Source organism: Pseudomonas sp. TH04 (assembly GCF_016651355.1).
Classification (GTDB): Bacteria; Pseudomonadota; Gammaproteobacteria; order Pseudomonadales; family Pseudomonadaceae; genus Aquipseudomonas; species Aquipseudomonas fluorescens.
Genome location: NZ_JAEKEA010000001.1, coordinates 1,158,324 through 1,176,948, shown reverse-complemented (window position 1 = coordinate 1,176,948; position 18,625 = coordinate 1,158,324). Strand labels below are relative to the sequence as shown.

General features: G+C 63.3%; 13 protein-coding genes and 1 pseudogene. 10 read left to right on the top strand and 4 right to left on the bottom strand.

The features are described from left to right. Positions 1-43: 43 nt before the first annotated feature. Positions 44-970: an alpha/beta hydrolase gene (locus JFT85_RS05030; protein ID WP_053255637.1), complete on the bottom strand. Its 927-nt coding sequence runs from the start codon at positions 968-970 to the stop codon at positions 44-46. A gap of 126 nt (positions 971-1,096) precedes the next feature. Here JFT85_RS05030 and JFT85_RS28655 point away from each other — a divergent pair. Then, a pseudogene (locus tag JFT85_RS28655) lies at positions 1,097-1,262 on the top strand (SDR family NAD(P)-dependent oxidoreductase); the annotation flags it as partial. An 86-nt stretch (positions 1,263-1,348) separates the two neighbouring features. Here JFT85_RS28655 and JFT85_RS05025 read toward each other — a convergent pair. After that, a complete protein-coding gene (locus tag JFT85_RS05025; RefSeq protein WP_201229361.1) occupies positions 1,349-2,500 on the bottom strand; it encodes a GGDEF domain-containing protein in 1,152 nt (383 codons plus the stop codon). A 139-nt stretch (positions 2,501-2,639) separates the two neighbouring features. On the opposite strand from JFT85_RS05025, the gene JFT85_RS05020 reads away from it, so the two are divergent. The 8 genes from JFT85_RS05020 (at position 2,640) to uvrA (ending at position 14,525) form a co-directional block, all read left to right on the top strand. Then, positions 2,640-3,227 carry an NUDIX domain-containing protein gene (locus JFT85_RS05020; RefSeq protein ID WP_053255640.1) on the top strand — a complete coding sequence of 196 codons (588 nt, stop codon included), beginning with the start codon at positions 2,640-2,642 and terminating at the stop codon, positions 3,225-3,227. Between the two features lie 6 nt (positions 3,228-3,233). Further along, positions 3,234-4,397 (top strand): lipase family protein, encoded by a 1,164-nt coding sequence (locus tag JFT85_RS05015; protein ID WP_073638572.1) that lies wholly within the window; start codon positions 3,234-3,236, stop codon positions 4,395-4,397. A gap of 56 nt (positions 4,398-4,453) precedes the next feature. After that, positions 4,454-5,071, top strand: a complete 618-nt coding sequence (lexA, locus tag JFT85_RS05010) for a transcriptional repressor LexA (RefSeq protein ID WP_053255641.1) — start codon at positions 4,454-4,456, stop codon at positions 5,069-5,071. Further along, the gene (gene imuA, locus JFT85_RS05005; protein ID WP_201229360.1) at positions 5,071-5,685 is read left to right on the top strand and encodes a translesion DNA synthesis-associated protein ImuA; all 615 of its coding nucleotides are present in this window, start codon (positions 5,071-5,073) and stop codon (positions 5,683-5,685) included. The genes lexA and imuA overlap by 1 nt, the downstream gene beginning before the upstream one ends. Positions 5,686-5,692: 7 nt before the next feature. Next, the gene (locus tag JFT85_RS05000; RefSeq protein WP_201229355.1) at positions 5,693-7,108 is read left to right on the top strand and encodes a Y-family DNA polymerase; all 1,416 of its coding nucleotides are present in this window, start codon (positions 5,693-5,695) and stop codon (positions 7,106-7,108) included. Continuing rightward, entirely contained in the window at positions 7,084-10,176 is a 3,093-nt protein-coding gene (locus tag JFT85_RS04995; RefSeq protein ID WP_201229354.1) for an error-prone DNA polymerase, read from the top strand. Before JFT85_RS05000 ends, JFT85_RS04995 begins: the two co-directional genes overlap by 25 nt. Positions 10,177-10,296: 120 nt before the next feature. Beyond that, positions 10,297-12,009: an ATP-binding protein gene (locus JFT85_RS04990; protein WP_053255645.1), complete on the top strand. Its 1,713-nt coding sequence runs from the start codon at positions 10,297-10,299 to the stop codon at positions 12,007-12,009. Continuing rightward, the gene (uvrA, locus tag JFT85_RS04985) at positions 12,006-14,525 is read left to right on the top strand and encodes an excinuclease ABC subunit UvrA (RefSeq protein ID WP_053255646.1); all 2,520 of its coding nucleotides are present in this window, start codon (positions 12,006-12,008) and stop codon (positions 14,523-14,525) included. The genes JFT85_RS04990 and uvrA overlap by 4 nt, the downstream gene beginning before the upstream one ends. A 69-nt stretch (positions 14,526-14,594) precedes the next feature. Here the strand turns inward: uvrA and tkt are convergent, their stop codons facing one another. Further along, complete coding sequence (gene tkt / locus JFT85_RS04980; protein WP_069552332.1) at positions 14,595-16,655, bottom strand: transketolase; 2,061 nt, start codon at positions 16,653-16,655, stop codon at positions 14,595-14,597. A 175-nt stretch (positions 16,656-16,830) separates the two neighbouring features. Between tkt and JFT85_RS04975 the strand changes: the two genes are divergently transcribed. After that, complete coding sequence (locus JFT85_RS04975; RefSeq protein ID WP_053255648.1) at positions 16,831-17,070, top strand: DUF465 domain-containing protein; 240 nt, start codon at positions 16,831-16,833, stop codon at positions 17,068-17,070. A 135-nt stretch (positions 17,071-17,205) separates the two neighbouring features. Here JFT85_RS04975 and hglS read toward each other — a convergent pair whose 3' ends face one another. After that, complete coding sequence (gene hglS / locus JFT85_RS04970) at positions 17,206-18,582, bottom strand: 2-oxoadipate dioxygenase/decarboxylase HglS (RefSeq protein ID WP_201229352.1); 1,377 nt, start codon at positions 18,580-18,582, stop codon at positions 17,206-17,208. Positions 18,583-18,625 lie beyond the last annotated feature (43 nt).

Genomic DNA, 18,625 nt, shown 5'->3' with positions numbered 1-18,625 from the left:
GGCGCTTGACAGCCAAGCGCGAACCCAGTGCCGAAAAGCACTTTTATGAGTCGTCACCACGGCCTGTGGAATGCGTGACGACCTGCGCCGGCCCCCTTGATCGCATCAGGTTGTCCAGCGCCTGGCCATAACTGCGGCCGGCCAGGCTCATGCTGTTGTTATGGGTGGCGCCGGGCACCAGCAATAACCGCTTGGGTCCCTGGGCGGCGTCAAACAATTGTTGGCTGAAACGCGGTGGCACGTACTGGTCGGCGAGGCCATGCACAACCAGCAGGGGCATGTGCACGTCGGCAATCTTGTCGATGGAGTCGAACTTCTGCGACAGCAACCAGCGCACCGGCAGCGAGGTATTGGCCACGGCGGCGGCCGCGTCCCCGAGTGACGTGAAAGTGGACTCGATGACCAGCCCACGCACGGGCACCGGGGTGTGTTGACTCAACTGCGCGGCCAGGTCGATGGCGACCGCACCGCCCAGTGAGTGCCCGTAGATCAGGCGTTTGTCGGGGTCGGGCTGCAACACCTGAAAGCGCTCCCAGGCAATGCGCGCGTCTTCATACACGGTGGTTTCCGAAGGCAAGTCACCGTGGCTTTGGCCAAAACCACGGTAGTCGATGGCCAGCACCGAGAAGCCCAGCGCGTGCAATTGCTCAATGCGAAACAATTGCCCGGTGAGGTTCCAGCGCACGCCGTGCAGGTAGAGGATCGCCGGCGCATCTTTGTTGTCCGCCGGGTACCACCAGCCGTGAAGGTTCTGCCCGGGTTTGAAACTGGCGGGCTTGATATCGAATTCCTGTACGGCCTTGGGCAGGCCGGTGTACCAACCGGCGGTGCCCGGCTCGATGCGAAACACCAGCTCGCGTTCCTTGTGTTGCAGCACCGCGCAGCCCACCGGCAGACCGATGATCACAATGGCCATGCACAGCAGGGGAAACCAGCGCAGGCCCAGGCGAGACAGCAAACGAGATGGCATGAAGGTTCCAGGACAAAGGCGAAGCACGCGTTTTACCAGATGGTGCAAGGCCGCAGGAATTAATTCGACAGTCGACCCAGAGGTTTGCTTGCAAAGTGTTACCGCATTGAACAGCGGGGGCGCGGGTTGTTAGGGGCGGCGGCCGAACAGGCGCGTACGCACAGGAATTTCACCGCTAAAACGGCCATCATCACCGGTGGCGCGCGCGGGCTGGGTCTCAGCTATGCACGGGCGTTGGCAGCGGGCGGCGCCCGGCTAGTGATCAGTGATGAGTGGCGCCGATAACGCCGGGGTGGATTACCCGTGCGATCTTGCGCGAATCACGGCGGGCAGCGCCGATGAAGTCGCCGCCGCATGGCCGCGTATCAAGCAATCGCCTCAGGCTGTCGCCATCCCCTGAACCCGATTGCGCCCGCGTGACTTGGCCTGGTACAGCCTCTGGTCGGCCTGGGAAAGCAAGTGTGAAAGGTCGTAGCCTGCCGCATCGGTGGTGACGATGCCGATGCTGACGCTCAGGAAACCGGGGGTCAGCAGGTCGAGCTGGGCAAACGCCTGGCGAATCCGTTCGGCCACTTCAAACGCGCCGGCTTCATCGCTGTCGGCAAGCAGGCAGGCGAACTCTTCGCCGCCAATGCGCGCGAACACATCGCTGCTGCGCAAGGTCGCCTCGGTGACCCGGCTGAACGCGATCAACGCCTGGTCGCCCATCGGGTGGCCGAACGTGTCATTCAGGCGTTTGAAGTGGTCCAGGTCGCACAGCAACAGGCTCACGCACTGGCGGCGGCGGGCGCTGTCGGCCAACAGCTTGTCACCCGTGAGCATAAACGCGCGGCGGTTGCCGACACCGGTCAGCGCGTCACTGAAGGCGGCGGCCTTGAAGCGCAGCTCGGCGCGCTCCTTGACCATCGCCAGCGTGACGTAGGCGATGCCGATGGCGTACAGCATGGACTCAAACAACATGAACGAGAAAAACGGAACGCCTTCGCTGCCCGATTGCTGGGCGCTCTTGATGGGCAGGCCGGGGTCGGTAAAGGCGCGAATGGCATAGAAGCCGGTGTGCCACAGGGTCAGTACCAGCGCGGGTACATAGGCCACTTCCAGGCTCTCGCGTTTGCGCCACAGCTCCAGGGCCGAGAGCACCCCATACCCTGCCGCCAGCAGCGAATACAAGGTGACCCGCGCCGACAACGAGGCATAGAACGGCGGCACCAGGCACATCAATAGCCACAGCCCGGCACCGGCAAAGATGCCTGGCAGACTGGGCGTGTTTTGCACGAAGGCACGCATGGCGGTCCAGTTCATCGCGGCGCTGAGCAACAGCACCACGTTGCCGATGATCAGCGCAACGAAGTCCATGCCCATGCCGCGCACGACGATCAGCCCCGTGCCCAGGGAGGCGAGCAGCAGCATGATGCTCAGGTAGCCCAGGGTCGGCTCGCGGCCACGGCTCCAGGCATGCGCCGTGAGCAGGCCCATCAGGCAGAATACGAACACGGCCACTATCAGGAGTGTCGGGATGTGCAGCATCATTTCCTTGAACCCGGCGCAGAGAGATCCTTCTTGGGGCGCGATTGTAGCCGTATCCGCGACAGCCAGTGAGGTCATCGCCAACTTGACGCTGACAAGGCCGGCGCGACATCCTCCTGTTCCTTTGAGCAAAGGCCCGACCATGCACAGCAGCCCCGTTCGCATCACCGCCGAAGAGACGCTCTCGGACAACTGGTACCTTTTGAAAAAATACACGTTTGACTTGCGCCGCCGGGATGGCACTTGGCAAGCCCAGACCCGTGAAGTGTATGACCGAGGCAACGGGGCGACCATCCTGTTGTACAACCGTGAGCGGCGCACGGTGCTGCTGATTCGGCAGTTTCGCATGCCCACCTTCGTCAATGATTACCCGGGTTACTTGATCGAAACCGCTGCCGGTTTGCTGGATAACGCCAGCCCCGAAGAGCGCATTCGCCTGGAAGCCGAAGAAGAGACCGGCTACCGCGTGGGCCATGTGGAAAAGATCTATTCGGCGTTCATGAGTCCGGGGTCGGTGACCGAGCGGATTCACTTCTTTATCGGCGAATACCAGCCGGCGGATCAGGTCGGCGCGGGGGGTGGCCTGGAGGCGGAGGGCGAAGACATCGAGGTGCTGGAACGCAGCTTTGAACAGGCGCTGGCGATGGTGCAGAGCGGTGAGATTGTGGATGGCAAAACCATCATGTTGTTGCAGTACCTTGAATTGCGCATGTTGAAAGAAGGGTGGTGATGCCTGATGCGCTGGTGTGCATTGTGGTGTGTACTGGTGGCGGGCAGTAGCCAGGCCGGCGATACGTTCTACACCTGGGCCGAGCCTGTGCCGTCTGCACCGGGCACACTGTTGCGCAGCGAAGCACTCACACCGCAGCAAAGCCTCGCCTCGGCCGCGCAGAACCTGCGGATTTTGTACACCTCCACTGATGGGCTCGACGGCACCACACCCATTGCGGTGTCCGGTGCGCTGTTCGTGCCCAAGGGCACACCGCCAGTGGGTGGCTGGCCGCTGATGGCCTGGGCCCATGGCACGGTCGGCAGTGCTGACCGTTGTGCACCGTCGCTTAACGAGCGCAGCCCACGGGATACGCGCTACCTCAATTATTGGCTCGACCAGGGCTACGCGATTGTGGCCACCGATTATCAGGGGTTGGGCACGCCGGGCCTGCACCCTTACGGGCTCACTCGGCCGCTGGCCTATGGCGTGCTGGACAGTATTCGTGCAGTCGGTGCCGCGGATTTCAACCTGTCCAGGCGCGTGGTGGTATTCGGGCAGTCCCAGGGCGGCCGGGCGGCGTTTGCCACGGCGGTATCGGCCAAAGGCTATGCGCCGGAGCTGGATATTGTGGGCGTGGTGGCGACGGGGACGCCGTATGCCACCGCGCATGCGCAAGGCCAAAACCCGGAGCTTGAAAATGCCCGCCGCTCGGTGGTGCCCACGTTTGCCTATAACCTCTTGCGGCTGAGCACGGCCAGTTTGCTGGACCCCGCCTTTGTGCCGGCCGATTACTTGGCCGAGCAGGCGCTGCCAGCGTTCAAAGCCAGTCAGGAGGAGTGTCTGCATGCCATCGAGCAGCGGGTGGTGGCGCACGGGTTGACCTTTAACAACAGCTTCAAGCGGTCACCCAAGGCGGCGCTGGATCGGGTCAATCGGGCGTCGGCTTATCCCTCGTTGAAAACCGACATTCCGCTGTTTTTGGGGACCGGCGGCAAGGACCGCGATGTGTTTGTGCCGGGGCAGAAGGCGTTGGTGCGGGATGCGTGCAAGGTTGGGGACCGGGTTGAATGGCATTTTTATCCGGAGCTGGATCACTCCGCGACTGTTAATGGGTCTTTGGGCGATTCGAGCGGGTTTGTTCGGCGCGCGTTTGCGGGGGCGGTGATTGGCGGCAATTGTGGGCGCTGATAGGTGTCGACCTCCCGACTACCGGCTATTGTCAGAATTTTCCCACAAGAGTACAAATGTACTCCATGACGACTCTAACTCCCCGCCGCACTGCCATCCTGACCTTTATCCGCGAGCGTATCGCGCAACAAGGCCAGCCCCCCAGCCTCGCCGAGATCGCCGAGGCGTTTGGCTTCGCCTCGCGCAGTGTGGCTCGCAAGCATGTGGTGGCGCTGACCGAAGCCGGCTTCATTGAGGTCAACCCCAATCAGGCGCGTGGTATCCGTCTGCTCAACCAACCGGCACGCCCCGAATGGCTGGACGTCCCCGTCCTCGGCCGCGTCGCGGCAGGCTTGCCCATCGGCGCCGATGCTGAGGTGCACAGCCGTCTGCAACTCGACCCTGGCACCTTCGCGAAAACCCCTGACTACCTGCTGCGCGTGCAGGGCGACTCAATGATCGAAGACGGCATTCTCGATGGCGACCTGGTGGGCGTACGCCGCAGCGCCGAGGCCTTGAACGGACAAATCGTCGTGGCGCGCCTGGACGGCGAAGTCACCATCAAACGCTTCGAGCGTCACGGCGAGCATGTACGCCTGCTGCCACGCAACCCCGCGTATCAACCCATCGTGGTAGGCCCCGATCAGGACCTGGCCATTGAAGGGGTGTTCTGCGGCCTGGTGAGGCAAGGCTGATGGGCGCCGTCGTTGCCCTGGACTCGCTGTTCAATGGCGGCCGAGTCTGGAAGGGCCGGCCTGCCGCACCAGCGGCCAGCGTGCATCCCACAGGGCTTGCGGCGCTGGATGCGGTGCTGCCCAGCGGCGGCTGGCCAGAGTCGGCCTTGAGTGAAATCCTGATCGCCAAGGAGGGCGTTGGCGAACTGCAATTGGTACTGCCGACTTTGGCGCGGTTGTCGGCGGCAGGCGAGCGCATTGTGCTGGTGGCACCGCCCTATACTCCGTACCCTCACGCCTGGCAGAACGCCGGGGTGGATTTGCGTCAGCTCTCGGTGATCCAGGCCGACGAACGCGATGCCTTGTGGGCGGTGGAGCAGTGCCTGCGTTCGGGCAGTTGCGGCGCGGTGTTGTGCTGGCCGCGCAAAGCCGATGACCGGGCCTTGCGCCGCTTGCAGGTGGCGGCGGAAACCGGACAGACCCTGGCGTTTGCCTGGCGATCCTTGAATGAGGCGGTCAACGCTTCGCCCGCCGCCTTGCGCCTGACGGTCGAAGCCAGGCCGGCCCAGGTGCGCGTGCTCAAGTGCCGTGGTGGGCTGGCCCATCCGGCGCCGATTGCCCTGGCGGGGCACTGAGGTTGCCATGCGCTGGGTGTGTATTGTCTTCCCGCAATTGGCGCTGGACGGGGTGCAGCGTCTGCATCCCGACCCCGACCAACCGCTGGCGCTGCTGGCCGGTACGCCGCAGCGTCGTGTGTTGCAAACCGTCAATGACGCCGCGCGCGCCTTGGGGTTACGCCCCGGCCAATCCCTGACGGCGGCGCATGCCCTGGCCAAGACCTTTGCCTGCGCCGAATACGACCCCGCAGAGATCGAGCGTTGGCAGCAGTTTCTCGCGGCCTGGGCCTACCGTTTCAGTTCCCAGGTCAGCGTGTATTACCCGCGCGCCTTGCTGTTCGAGATCGAATCGAGCCTTGGCTTGTTCGGGCCGTGGCCGCAGCTTGAGGCGCGTTTGCGCCAGGAGCTGACCGAACTGGGGTTTCGCCACCGTATCGTCGCGGCGCCCAACCCGGCGGCGGCGCGGGTGCTGGCGAATATCTACGATGGTCTGGCCGTGGCCGATGATCACGCCTTGATGCAGGCGTTGGCGCCATTGCCTGTCGACCGCGCGGGCCTTGACCCGCAAGCCGCCACGGCTTTGTCGCGCATGGGCCTGCGTACGTTGGCCCAGGTGCAGGCGTTGCCTCGGCATACCCTGGCACGGCGCTTTGACGCGGAGTTGCTCAAGCACCTGGATGCGCTGAGCGGGCAGCGGCCGTTGGCCCTGGCGTTCTATCAGCCGCCGGATCGCTTCGATGTGCGCATCGAGTTGAATTTCGATGTGCAATCCCACCAGGCGCTGCTGTTCCCCTTGCGTCGTTTAACGGGCGACCTATCCGCCTTCCTGTGTGGGCGTGACAGTGGCGTGCAGCGCTTTGACCTGCACCTGGAACACGCCCAGGCGCCCGACAGCGTGATCAAGGTCGGCCTGCTCAGCGCCGAACGCGAACCGGCGATGCTGTTCGAGCTGGCCCGCGGGCGCCTGGAGCAGGTGCACGTCACCGCGCCGGTACGCGGCTTTCGTTTGGTGGCCCAGGACTTGCCGGTATTTGTGCCGCAACGCCAGGACCTGTTCGACGACCGCCCGCAACAGACCTTGCCCTGGGCGCAACTGCGCGAACGCCTGCGTGCGCGTCTGGGGGACGAGGCGGTGCAAGGCCTGCGTTTTCACGCCGACCACCGCCCTGAATGCGCCTGGCAAGCGGCCGCCGATAACCGCGCGTGCCCGACCTTGAACAAGGTGCAACGCCCCGGTTGGTTGTTGCCCGAACCGACCTTGCTGGCCGAGCACGGCGTACAGATTTTGATGGGCCCGGAACGCATCGAATCGGGCTGGTGGGATGGCGCCGATATCCGCCGCGACTATTACCTGATCCAGACCCGCGCCGGTCAGCAAGGCTGGGCCTACCGCACGGTGGGGCAAAGCGATGGGCTGTGGCTGCAAGGCTGGTTTGCATGAGCTACGCCGAGCTGCATTGCCTGTCCAATTTCAGTTTTCAGCGCGGCGCTTCGAGTGCGCTGGAGTTGTTCGAGCGCGCCAGGCGTCAGGGCTACAGCGCCCTGGCGATCACCGACGAATGCACCTTGTCGGGCATCGTGCGTGCCTGGCAGGCGGCGAAGGCGGTGGACTTGCCGTTGATCATCGGCAGCGAGATGCGCATCGAGAACGGCCCGAAACTGGTGTTGCTGGTGGAAAACCTGACCGGCTACCAGCACCTGTGCCGCTTGATTACCGTGGCTCGCCGCCGCGCCGAAAAAGGCCGCTATCGCCTGCTGCAAGAGGACTTCGATCAACCGCTGCCGGGCCTGCTGGCGCTGTGGGTGGCCGAAGACAGCGACACCCAGGCCTCGATCCAATGGGTGCGCCGCACCTTCGCCGAGCGCCTGTGGCTGGCGGTGCACCTGCACTGCGGCCAGGACGATACGCGCCATCTGGAGCAGCGCTTGCACCTGGCTGCCAGCCTGCAGATTCCGGCGGTGGCGTGCGGCGATGTGCACATGCATGCGCGTGGCCGCCGCGCCCTGCAAGACACCATGACCGCGATCCGGCATCACGTGTCGGTGGCCGAAGCCGGTACGCGTTTACACCCCAATGGCGAGCGGCATTTGCGCAGCCTGGAGGCCCTGGCCGCGTTGTACCCGCAAGCCTTGCTTGACGAGACCTTGGCCATCGCGCGTCGCTGCACCTTCGACTTGAGCCAGTTGCGCTACCACTACCCGCGCGAGCTGGTGCCCGAAGGGCATAACGCAAAATCCTGGTTGCGCGCCGTGACCGAAGAAGGCATCGCGCAGCGTTGGCCGCAGGGCGTCGATGCGAAGACCTTGCAGCAGATCAACCATGAACTGGAGTTGATCAGCGAGCTGGGCTACGAAAGCTATTTCCTCACGGTGCATGACATTGTGCGCTTCGCCCGCAGCCGCTCGATCCTGTGCCAGGGCCGGGGCTCGGCGGCCAACTCGGCGGTGTGTTTTGCCTTGGGTATCACCGAGATCAACCCAAGCCTGATGAACATGCTGTTCGAGCGCTTCCTGTCCAGGGAGCGCAACGAGCCGCCGGATATCGATGTCGATTTTGAACACGAACGCCGCGAAGAAGTGCTGCAGTACGTGTTCCAGCGCTACGGCCGCACCCGCGCGGCATTGACGGCGGTGGTCAGTTGTTACCACGCGGCCGGTGCGGTGCGCGATGTGGCCAAGGCCCTTGGCTTGCCGCCGGATCAGATCAATGCCCTGGCCGAGTGCTGCGGGCGCTGGAGCGAAGATGCGCCGCCCCTTGAACGCCTGCGTGAAGGTGGCTTCGACCCGCAAAGCCCGATCCTGCGCCGGGTGCTTACGCTGACCCAGCAATTGATCGGCTTCCCTCGGCACCTGTCCCAGCACCCCGGCGGTTTTGTGATTTCCGAATACCCGCTGGACACTCTGGTGCCGGTGGAAAACGCCGCCATGGCCGAGCGCACCATCATCCAGTGGGACAAGGACGACCTCGACGCCGTCGGCCTGCTCAAGGTGGATATCCTGGCGCTGGGCATGCTCAGCGCGATCCGCCGCTGCTTCGATTTGCTGCGTCGCCATCGCAACCTGAACCTGTCACTGGCGGACATCCCCAAGGAAGATGCCGCCACCTACGCGATGATCAGCAAGGCCGACACCATCGGCGTGTTCCAGATCGAGTCGCGGGCGCAGATGTCGATGTTGCCGAGGCTGCGCCCGCAAACCTTCTACGACCTGGTGATTGAGGTCGCCATCGTACGACCCGGGCCGATCCAGGGTGGCATGGTGCATCCGTATCTGCGTCGGCGAAACAAGGAAGAGCCCACCACCTATCCTTCCCCGCAGCTCAAGGCGGTGCTGGAGCGCACCTTGGGCGTGCCGCTGTTTCAGGAACAGGTGATGCAAATCGCCATGGTGGCCGCCGACTACGGCCCCGGCGAGGCCGACCAGTTGCGGCGCTCGATGGCCGCCTGGAAACGCCATGGCGGGCTTGAACCGCATCAGGAACGCCTGCGCACCGGCATGTTGAAAAACGGCTACAGCGAGGCCTTTGCCGCGCAGATCTTCGAGCAGATCAAAGGCTTTGGCAGCTATGGTTTTCCCGAGTCCCACGCGGCCAGTTTCGCCTTGTTGACCTATGCCAGTTGCTGGCTCAAATGCCATGAGCCGGCGGCCTTCGCCTGTGCGTTGATCAACAGCTGGCCCATGGGCTTCTACAGCCCGGACCAGATCCTGCAGGACGCGCGGCGCCATCGGTTGCAGGTGCGCCCGGTGGATGTGCTGGCCAGTGACTGGGATTGCAGCCTGGAGCCCATCGACGGCCAGCAACCGGCGATTCGCATGGGCTTGCGCATGATCGCGGGGTTTCGCGAAGAGGACGGGCGACGTATCGAAGGGGCGCGTCAACACCGGGCCTTCAGCGACATCGCCGACCTGGACGCGCGTGCCGGGCTGGATGCCCGGGCCCAAGCGTTGCTGGCCGATGCCGGTGCGTTGCGCGCGTTGGCCGGTAATCGACACGCCGCGCGCTGGGAGGTCGCCGGCGTGCACAAGCAACTCGGGCTGTTTGCCGGCCTGCCCAGTCCTGACGAGGCGACGGTGGCGCTGCCGGCCCCCACGGTCGGCGAAGACCTGCAGGCTGACTACGCTACACTCGGTACCACCCTTGGCCCGCACCCGTTGGCGTTGTTGCGCGATGAACTGCGTAAGCGGCGCTGTCGCAGCTCCGTGGAGTTGATGGCGGTGGCGCATGGGCGCAATGTCAGCGTTGCCGGCTTGGTCACCGGCCGGCAACGCCCAGGCACCGCCAGTGGCGTCACCTTTGTCACTCTGGAGGATGAGTTCGGCAACCTCAATGTGGTCGTCTGGCGCGACCTGGCTGAGCGTCAGCGTCAGGCCCTGGTCGGTTCGCGGCTGCTGAAAGTCGACGGGCGCTGGGAGGCGGTGGGCGAAGTACGGCACCTGATCGCCGGGCGTTTGACTGACCTGACAGCGTTGCTGGAAGGGATCAATGTGCGCAGTCGGGATTTTCACTAGTTGCCCATGTCTCCATGGATAAGCTATATGCAATGAAACGATTTATTGCCGCCAGGCTCCAAGCTTTTATCAGTGGAACTGTGCCACTTACCCACCCCTTTGTTCGCCAAGAGCCAACCGATGCATTTTTTGTCCAATACCCATGGCTGCGAAGGCTGGGGCGGTGAAATGGCCCAGCGGATCCGCGCGTTCGATTGGTCATCCACCGCGTTGGGGCCCATTGACGCGTGGCCCCATAGCTTGAGCTGCGCCGTACAGATGCTGCTGGCATCGCCCATGCCGATGGTGATGCTCTGGGGGCCGTTGGGGTACATGATTTACAACGACAGTTATTCGGTGTTTGCCGGTGGCCGGCACCCGTACCTGTTGGGCACACCTGTGGAACTGGGCTGGCCGGAAGTCGCTGATTTCAACCGCAACGTACTCGACACGTGCCTGGCGGGTGGCACCTTGTCGTACCGCGACTTTCCGTTGGAGTTGCTGCGTAACGGTATGCCGGAAGAAGTCTGGATGGACCTGACCTACAGTCCCGTGGCCGATGATAACCAGCAACCGGCCGGGGTCCTGGTGATCGTGACCGAGACCACTGAGCACGTGAAGTCCGAGCGTCTGCGTCAGGAGCTGACCCACAACCTCGAACAGCGCGTGGCCGCCGAAGTGCAGGCGCGTTCCGCCGCCGAAGACCAGCTGCGCCAGTCGCAAAAGCTCGAAGCCATCGGCGGCCTGACTGGCGGCGTGGCCCATGACTTCAATAACCTGCTGCAAGTGATCGCCGGCAACTTGCACTTGCTGGCCCGGCATGAGCCGGACAATGCCCAGGTGCAGCGGCGTGTCTCAGCGGCCATTGCCGCGGTGGAGCGTGGGGCCAAATTATCATCGCAGCTGCTGGCTTTTGCCCGGCGCCAACCGTTGTCGCCGGCGGTGTACAACCCCCAACGCATCTATGCTGGGTTGGGTGAACTGCTGCAACGGGCACTGGGCGAAACCATTCATATCGACGTGCAACTGCCTCAGGATTCCTGGTGCATCAATGTCGACCGCAATCAACTGGAAAACGCGCTGCTCAACCTGGCAATCAATGCCCGGGATGCCATGAAAGGCGAGGGCGTGATTCGCATCAACGGCGAAAACATCATTCTCAACCCTGGCGATTGCATCGGTAAAAGTATCAAGCCGGGTGAATACGTGCGTCTGGCGGTGACCGACACGGGCGTCGGTATGACGTCGGAGGTGCTCAAGCGCGCCTTCGAGCCGTTTTTTACCACCAAGCGTGAAGGCCACGGCACCGGCCTGGGCCTGAGCATGGTGTTCGGCTTTGTGCGGCAAAGTGGCGGGCATGTGGAGGTGTGGAGCGAGGAGGGCAGCGGTTCGGTGGTACAGATGTATTTTCCGCGTAGCCTGGAACCGGAATGTTTCGACGAGCACAGCGAGCTGGCGCCCCACAGCGGTGGTCAGGAAACCATTCTGGTGGTTGAAGACAATGAGGGCGTACGCTTGACCGTTGTCGAGCTGCTGGAGCAAGCGGGCTACACCGTACTCACGGCCGAGGACGGTGATCGCGCGATGCAAGCCTTGCAAAACGGGGTGCAGCCGGACCTGATCTTTACCGACGTGGTGATGCCGGGTCGGGTCAAAAGTACCGACCTGGCCGACTGGGCGCGCGTGCAGCAGCCACCTGTCGCGGTGCTGTTCACCTCCGGCCACACCCGCGACATGCTCTCCACCAATCACCTGTTAAGCCCCGACATTCATCTGCTGAGCAAACCCTACAGCCCCGAAGCGCTGACACAGAGGGTGCACAGCGTGCTCACCGCAAGACAAGGTTGCCCATGACTTCACAACGCAACATCCCCCCGATCGCGGCACACCACCTCGGGTTTGTCCGCGTGCGCGGTGCCCGCGAACATAACTTGCGTAACGTTGACGTGGACATTCCCCGGGATGCCCTCGTGGTGTTCACCGGTGTCTCCGGTTCCGGCAAATCGTCCCTGGCATTTTCGACGGTGTATGCCGAAGCCCAGCGCCGCTATTTCGAATCGGTGGCACCCTATGCACGGCGCCTGATCGACCAGGTGGGCGTGCCCGATGTGGACTCCATCGAAGGCCTGCCCCCGGCCGTGGCCCTGCAACAGCAGCGCGGTACGCCCAGTGCGCGTTCTTCGGTGGGCAGCGTCACCACCTTGTCGAGCCTGATTCGCATGCTGTACTCGCGTGCCGGCAGCTACCCGCCGGGGCAGGCGATGCTGTATGCCGAGGACTTTTCGCCGAACCTGCCCCAAGGGGCCTGCCCGCAATGCCATGGCTTGGGCCGTGTGTATGAAGTGACCGAGGCGCTGATGGTGCCCGACCCTTCCTTGACCATTCGCCAACGTGCGGTGGCGTCCTGGCCGTTGGCATGGCAAGGGCAGAACCTGCGCGACATCCTCGTGACCCTCGGGTATGACGTGGATATCCCCTGGCGCGACCTGCCGAAAAAGCAGCGTGACTGGATCCTCTTCACCGAGGAAACCCCGACCGTACCGGTGTACGCAGGCTTCACCCCCGAGCAGACCCGCGATGCGTTGAAACGCAAGTTGGAGCCGAGCTACCAGGGCACGTTCAGTGGCGCGCGGCGCTATATCCTGCACACCTTCACCCATACCCAAAGTGCGCTGATGAAAAAGCGCGTCTCGCAATTCATGCAGGGCAGCGCCTGCCCGACGTGTGAGGGCAAGCGCTTGAACCAGGCGGCGCTGTCGGTGACGTTTGCCGGGGTGGATATCGGTGAGTTGTCGCAGCTGTCATTGGCGCAACTGGCCGAGTTGTTGCGTCCGGTGGCGGCGGGGCAGGACAGCATGAAACTGTCGGTGGAAAAGCGCCTCGCTGCCCAGCGTATTGCCCAGGATCTGCTTGAGCGCGTCAGCACGCTGACCGAGTTGGGCCTGGGCTATTTGTCGCTGGAGCGCAGCACGCCGACGTTGTCCTCCGGGGAGTTGCAGCGCCTGCGCCTGGCGACGCAATTGGGCTCGCAGCTGTTCGGGGTGATTTACGTACTGGATGAGCCGTCCGCAGGCCTGCACCCGGCCGATGGTGAGGCCCTGTTCACCGCGCTTGATCGATTGAAAGCCGCAGGCAATTCATTATTTGTGGTGGAGCATGACCTGGAAACCATGCGCCGCGCCGACTGGCTGATCGACGTCGGGCCGGCGGCCGGTGAGCACGGCGGGCAAATCCTCTACAGTGGGCCGCCAGCCGGTTTGGCGGATGTGCAGGCGTCACAGACGCGCGAGTATTTGTTCGCTGAGCGGCGCCCATCGCCGCCGGCGCGACGTGAGCCCACTGGCTGGCTGAAGCTCGAAGGCGTGACGCGCAATAATCTCAATGACTTGCGTGTGGACTTTGCGCTGGGCTGCTTTACCTCGGTGACCGGTATCTCCGGCTCGGGTAAATCCAGCCTGGTCAGCCAGGCGCTGCTGGAACTGGTGGGCACCGGCCTGGGCCGTGTGCTGCAAAGCGACGAAGAACCGAGCCTGGAAGACGCCGCCCCGCAAAGCAGTGGCGGGCGGATCAGCAGTGGGCTGGAGCATATCCGCCGTCTGGTGCAGGTGGACCAGAAACCCATCGGCCGCACGCCGCGCTCCAACCTCGCGACCTACACCGGGCTGTTCGACAACGTGCGCAAACTCTTCGCTGCCACACCCGCGGCGAAGAAACGTCACTATGACGCCGGGCAGTTCTCCTTCAACGTCGCCAAGGGGCGCTGCCCCAATTGCGAGGGGGAAGGGTTTGTCAGTGTTGAATTGCTGTTCATGCCCAGCGTGTATGCACCATGCCCGACCTGCCACGGTGCGCGCTATAACCCCGAGACATTGGCGGTCACCTGGCAAGGCCTGAGCATCGCCCAGGTGCTGGGGCTGACGGTGGAACAGGCGGTGGAAGTGTTTGCCGAACAGCCCGCTGTGTTGCGTTCGTTGCAGGTGCTGCGCGATATCGGCCTGGGGTATTTGCGCCTGGGCCAGCCGGCGACCGAACTGTCCGGCGGCGAGGCGCAGCGGATCAAGCTCGCCACCGAATTGCAGCGCAACGCGCGGGGCGCCACCCTGTATGTGCTGGATGAGCCGACGACCGGCTTGCACCCACGGGATGTGGACCGCTTGCTCAGCCAGCTCAATCAACTGGTGGACGCGGGGCACACGGTAGTGGTGGTGGAACACGAAATGCGCGTGGTCGCCCAGAGTGACTGGGTGATTGATATCGGGCCAGGGGCCGGGGATTTGGGCGGCAAGGTGGTGGCCTGTGGCACGCCGCAAAAAGTGGCGAAAAGCAAGGCCAGCCGGACCGCGCCGTTTCTGGCACGAGAGCTGCCCTGAGCATCAACGCCGATCAACAGTGGGCGCGCGCTTGCTGGCGCATTCGCGGGCAAGCGCGCTCCCAGCGGATTACCCGTGTTCAGCCAGCTGTTGCTTGGCCAGCTTCACCACGTTTTCAGGGGTAAACCCAAACTTCTCCTGCAACTTGGCCAGTGGCGCCGACGCGCCAAAGCTGTTCATCACCACTTTGGCGCCCGTCTGGCCGACATAGCGGTCCCAACCCAAGGGGCCCGCCTGTTCCACCACCACCCGCGCCTTGACGGCTGGTGGCAACACGCTGTCGCGGTAAGCCGCGTCCTGTTCCTCAAACAGCTCCCAGCTCGGCATCGAGACCACCTGTGCGGCAATCCCTTCGGCTGTCAGCTGTTCGTACGCTGCCACTGCGAGGCTGACTTCACTGCCCGTCGCCAACAGCAGCACTTCAGGTTTGTCAGCGCCGGCCAACACGTAGGCGCCTTTGGCGGCACCGGAGGCGGCCGCATACTGGGTACGGTCCAGAGTCGGCAACGCCTGGCGTGACAGCACGATGCAACTTGGCCGATGGGTTTGCGCCAGGGCGACTTTCCACAGTTCCAGGGTTTCATTGGCATCGCCCGGGCGCAGGGTCAGCAGCCCCGGCGTAGCACGCAGTTGAGTCAGGTGCTCGATGGGTTGGTGCGTCGGCCCATCCTCACCCACACCAATCGAGTCATGGGTAAACACGAATACCACCGGCAACTCCATGATCGCCGCGAGGCGTATGGGCGGTTTCATGTAGTCGCTGAACACCAGGAACGTCGAGGTATACGGGCGCAGGTACGACAGCGCCATGCCATTGGCGATGGCGCCCATGGCGTGCTCGCGGATGCCAAAGTGCAGGTTGCGCCCGCTGTAGTCGTCAGCACTGAAACGCCCGGCCCCGTCGAAGGTGAGGTTGGTCTTGGTCGACGGTGACAGATCCGCCGAGCCGCCCAGCAGCCAGGGGATTTGCTCGGCAAAGGCATTGAGCACCTCGCCACCGGCGGCACGGCTGGCCACGCCTTTGGCGTCGGTGTTGAAGGTGGGCAACTGATCCTGCCAATGCTCCGGCATTTCGCCGGCGCGCATGCGGCTCAACTCATCCGCCAGTTCAGGCTCGTACTGTGCCAACTGCGACAAGTGTCGGTTCCATTCTTCATACAGCGGCTGGCTGCGCTCCAGCAGCGCATCGCGCAGCACCGTGCGGGTTTCATCGGGCACCAGGAAGCTGGAGTCCTGCGGCCAGCCGTAAGCGGCTTTGGTCAGGCGGATTTCCTCAACGCCCAACGGTTCGCCGTGGGCGGCGGCGGTGTTGTGTTTGTGGGGCGAGCCGTAGCCGATCACACTGTCGACCACAATCAGGGTCGGCGCGCCGGTGTTGGTCTTGAAGGTCTCCAGTGCGGCGCTCAAGGCCTGCAGGTCATTGGCGTCGGTGACATGCAGGGTATGCCAGCCATAGGCCTGGAAGCGCTTGGTCACGTCTTCACTGAACGCCAGCTCGGTGTGGCCCTCGATGCTGATGGTGTTGTTGTCGTAGATCCAGCAGAGGTTATCCAGCTTCAAATGCCCGGCAATGGACGCGGCTTCGCTGCTGATGCCTTCCATCATGTCGCCGTCACCGCACAGGGTGTAGACGTTGTAATCGAACAGCACGTTGTCATCGCGGTTGAAACGCTTGCCCAGCCAGCGCTCGGCCATGGCCATGCCCACGCTGTTGGCGCAACCCTGGCCGAGCGGGCCCGTGGTGGTTTCTACCCCGGTGGTCATGCGGTATTCGGGGTGGCCCGGGGTCTTGGAGCTCATCTGCCGGAACTGCTTGATATCGTCCAGGCTGATCGCCGGTTGGCCCGAGCGTTTGCCGTGGGCATCAATCTCGACCACGCCGGCCAGGTGCAGCAGCGAATACAGGAGCATCGACGCATGCCCCACCGACAAGACAAACCGATCGCGGTTGGGCCAGTCGGGATGGTGCGGGTGATAGCGCAGGAACCGACTCCACAGCGTGTACCCCACCGGCGCCAGGCCCATGGGCGTGCCGGGGTGGCCGGAGTTGGCCTTCTGCACAGCGTCCATGGCCAGGGTGCGAATGGTGTTGATGCATTGGGTGTCGACAGCAGTGGCAGCATGAGTCATGAAACCGTTCTCCCTCAGGTGGCGATCTACAGTGGAGGGCAGGGGGTGGCAAAGGTTTGATCCCATCGGTCGCGTTGCGACGAACGGGGACGCATTGACCCAAGACATGACAAGACCCCTTGGAATGAGCTAGCTTCAACAGGGTAGGCCATTGATCAACTTGCGGAGGTACTCCATGCCAGTGAAACACGACCTGTATCAGGATTTGGGTTTGAGCAAGGAAGTTGTTCACGAACGCAGGAGGAGCGATGACCGCTTGAATTCGCTGCTCGAACAATACGATGCCGCCGACAAGGAGGTACTCGTTTTCGAGTCGTCAGGCGGAGCGGACGACGAACTGGAGAAACTGAAGAAGAAACGCCTGTTGGTCAAAGACAAGATTGTGCTGCAACTCGCTCCTACATCGGGGCGGTAATATTTGTTCAGAATTGTCTGAGGGACAGGCGGCGCTTCACTGACTATGATGCCCGCCGTCCACCCGGCTCTGGGGACTGTTGCGGCGCAAGGATTGCGCTGCTGAGCCGGGTGGGCAACCTGTTTCACACCGGCCTCATACCCCCAGCGCTTGCATGCATTCATCCATCGAGCGTTGCTGCGTCTCGCCATACAGCTTCAATTCATCAATCGTCTGGCGGCCCAGTGCCGTTTCGAACTCAGCCTGATTCGATGTGGCTGCATAGTGACTTTGCGCGGCATCGCCCAGGTTCGACTGGAAGATCCCCGCCGCACTCACCGGCAGAAAGTCTTCATACACCAACGGCTCGACATCCACGTGCCCGGCAGCAATCAACGCCTCCAGCGTTTGCGGTTGGTCGGCCTGGCCGCGTGCCGCCAAGCCTTGTGCAGTGGCGAAGTAGCGGAAGTACGCGAGGCCCTGTTCACGCATTTGCGCGTGGTTATCGGGGAAGGCCTGGAAGTGTTGCTCCATCAACGCCACATAACGTGCCGCGTTGCTCTCATTCGGCAACGCGCCCAGTTCGTCGCGCGCCGCGTTCAGCAGTTGGTCGTACAGGGCGCGGCCTTTGGGGGTCAGTGCCACACCGCGCTGTTCAATTTCGCCGAAGCGTGCGCTGTGGCTGCCTTGGGCGTCGGTGAAGGCGATGGGCTCGTCGAGGGCCTTGAAGCTGGTCTGGCGCAGCAGGATCGGGCACTCGCGGCGTGGCGGGCCTTCGATCACTGCCTTGGGGGTGATGCCTTTGCCCGGCATGGCGGCCTGCACGTGGTCGATGTCCAGGGTGCGCGGTGTCAGGTGGTTGATGTGTGGGCCTTTGAACGCCACCACGTCGGCGACCAGGCGATGCTGGTCGCTCAATTGCTGGTACTGCGCGCCCGTGACGGTGGCGGTGTGGTGCCAGCGAAAGGTTTCCAGGGCCTGCTGGATAAATGCCGCGGCATCTGCGGCGCTCAGGCCGCCGTCGCGTTCTGCTTGTTCGATCAGCGCCAGCGCCCCGGGGGTGAAGATCGAGCGCTTGGCCAGGGCGCTTTCGGCGAAGGCGCGCAGTTCGAGGTTTTCGATCAGTTCCAGGCGTAACAGTGAGGTAAACACCCGGAACGGGCTGGCCTGCAACGCACGTTCATGCACCGCGCGAAAAGCGGTGGAGTGCACGGGCACGCCGGCCGGGGTCAGGTCGTAATAGCCCACCGGTTGCATGCCCATCACCGCAAACAGGCGGCTGATGGTTGCCAGCTCAAGGGCAGTGCCCAGGCGAATGGCGCCGTGACGTTCCATGTCCAGGCGAGCAATTTCGCCCGTGCGTCGCAACTGCCCGGCCAAGCGTGAGTCACTGTCCAATACCTGCGCATTGGTCTCTGCTACCAGCGCCATCAGCGCGCCATACAGTGGAACTTCATCTCGGTACATGTCGGACATGGCCCTGGAGAAGTCTTTGCGTATTTCGTCAGGGCTGACATAGGCGGCGCTTGGCATAGAAAAATTCCTGAACACTGTAAAGGAGGCTTGGCATTTTTCA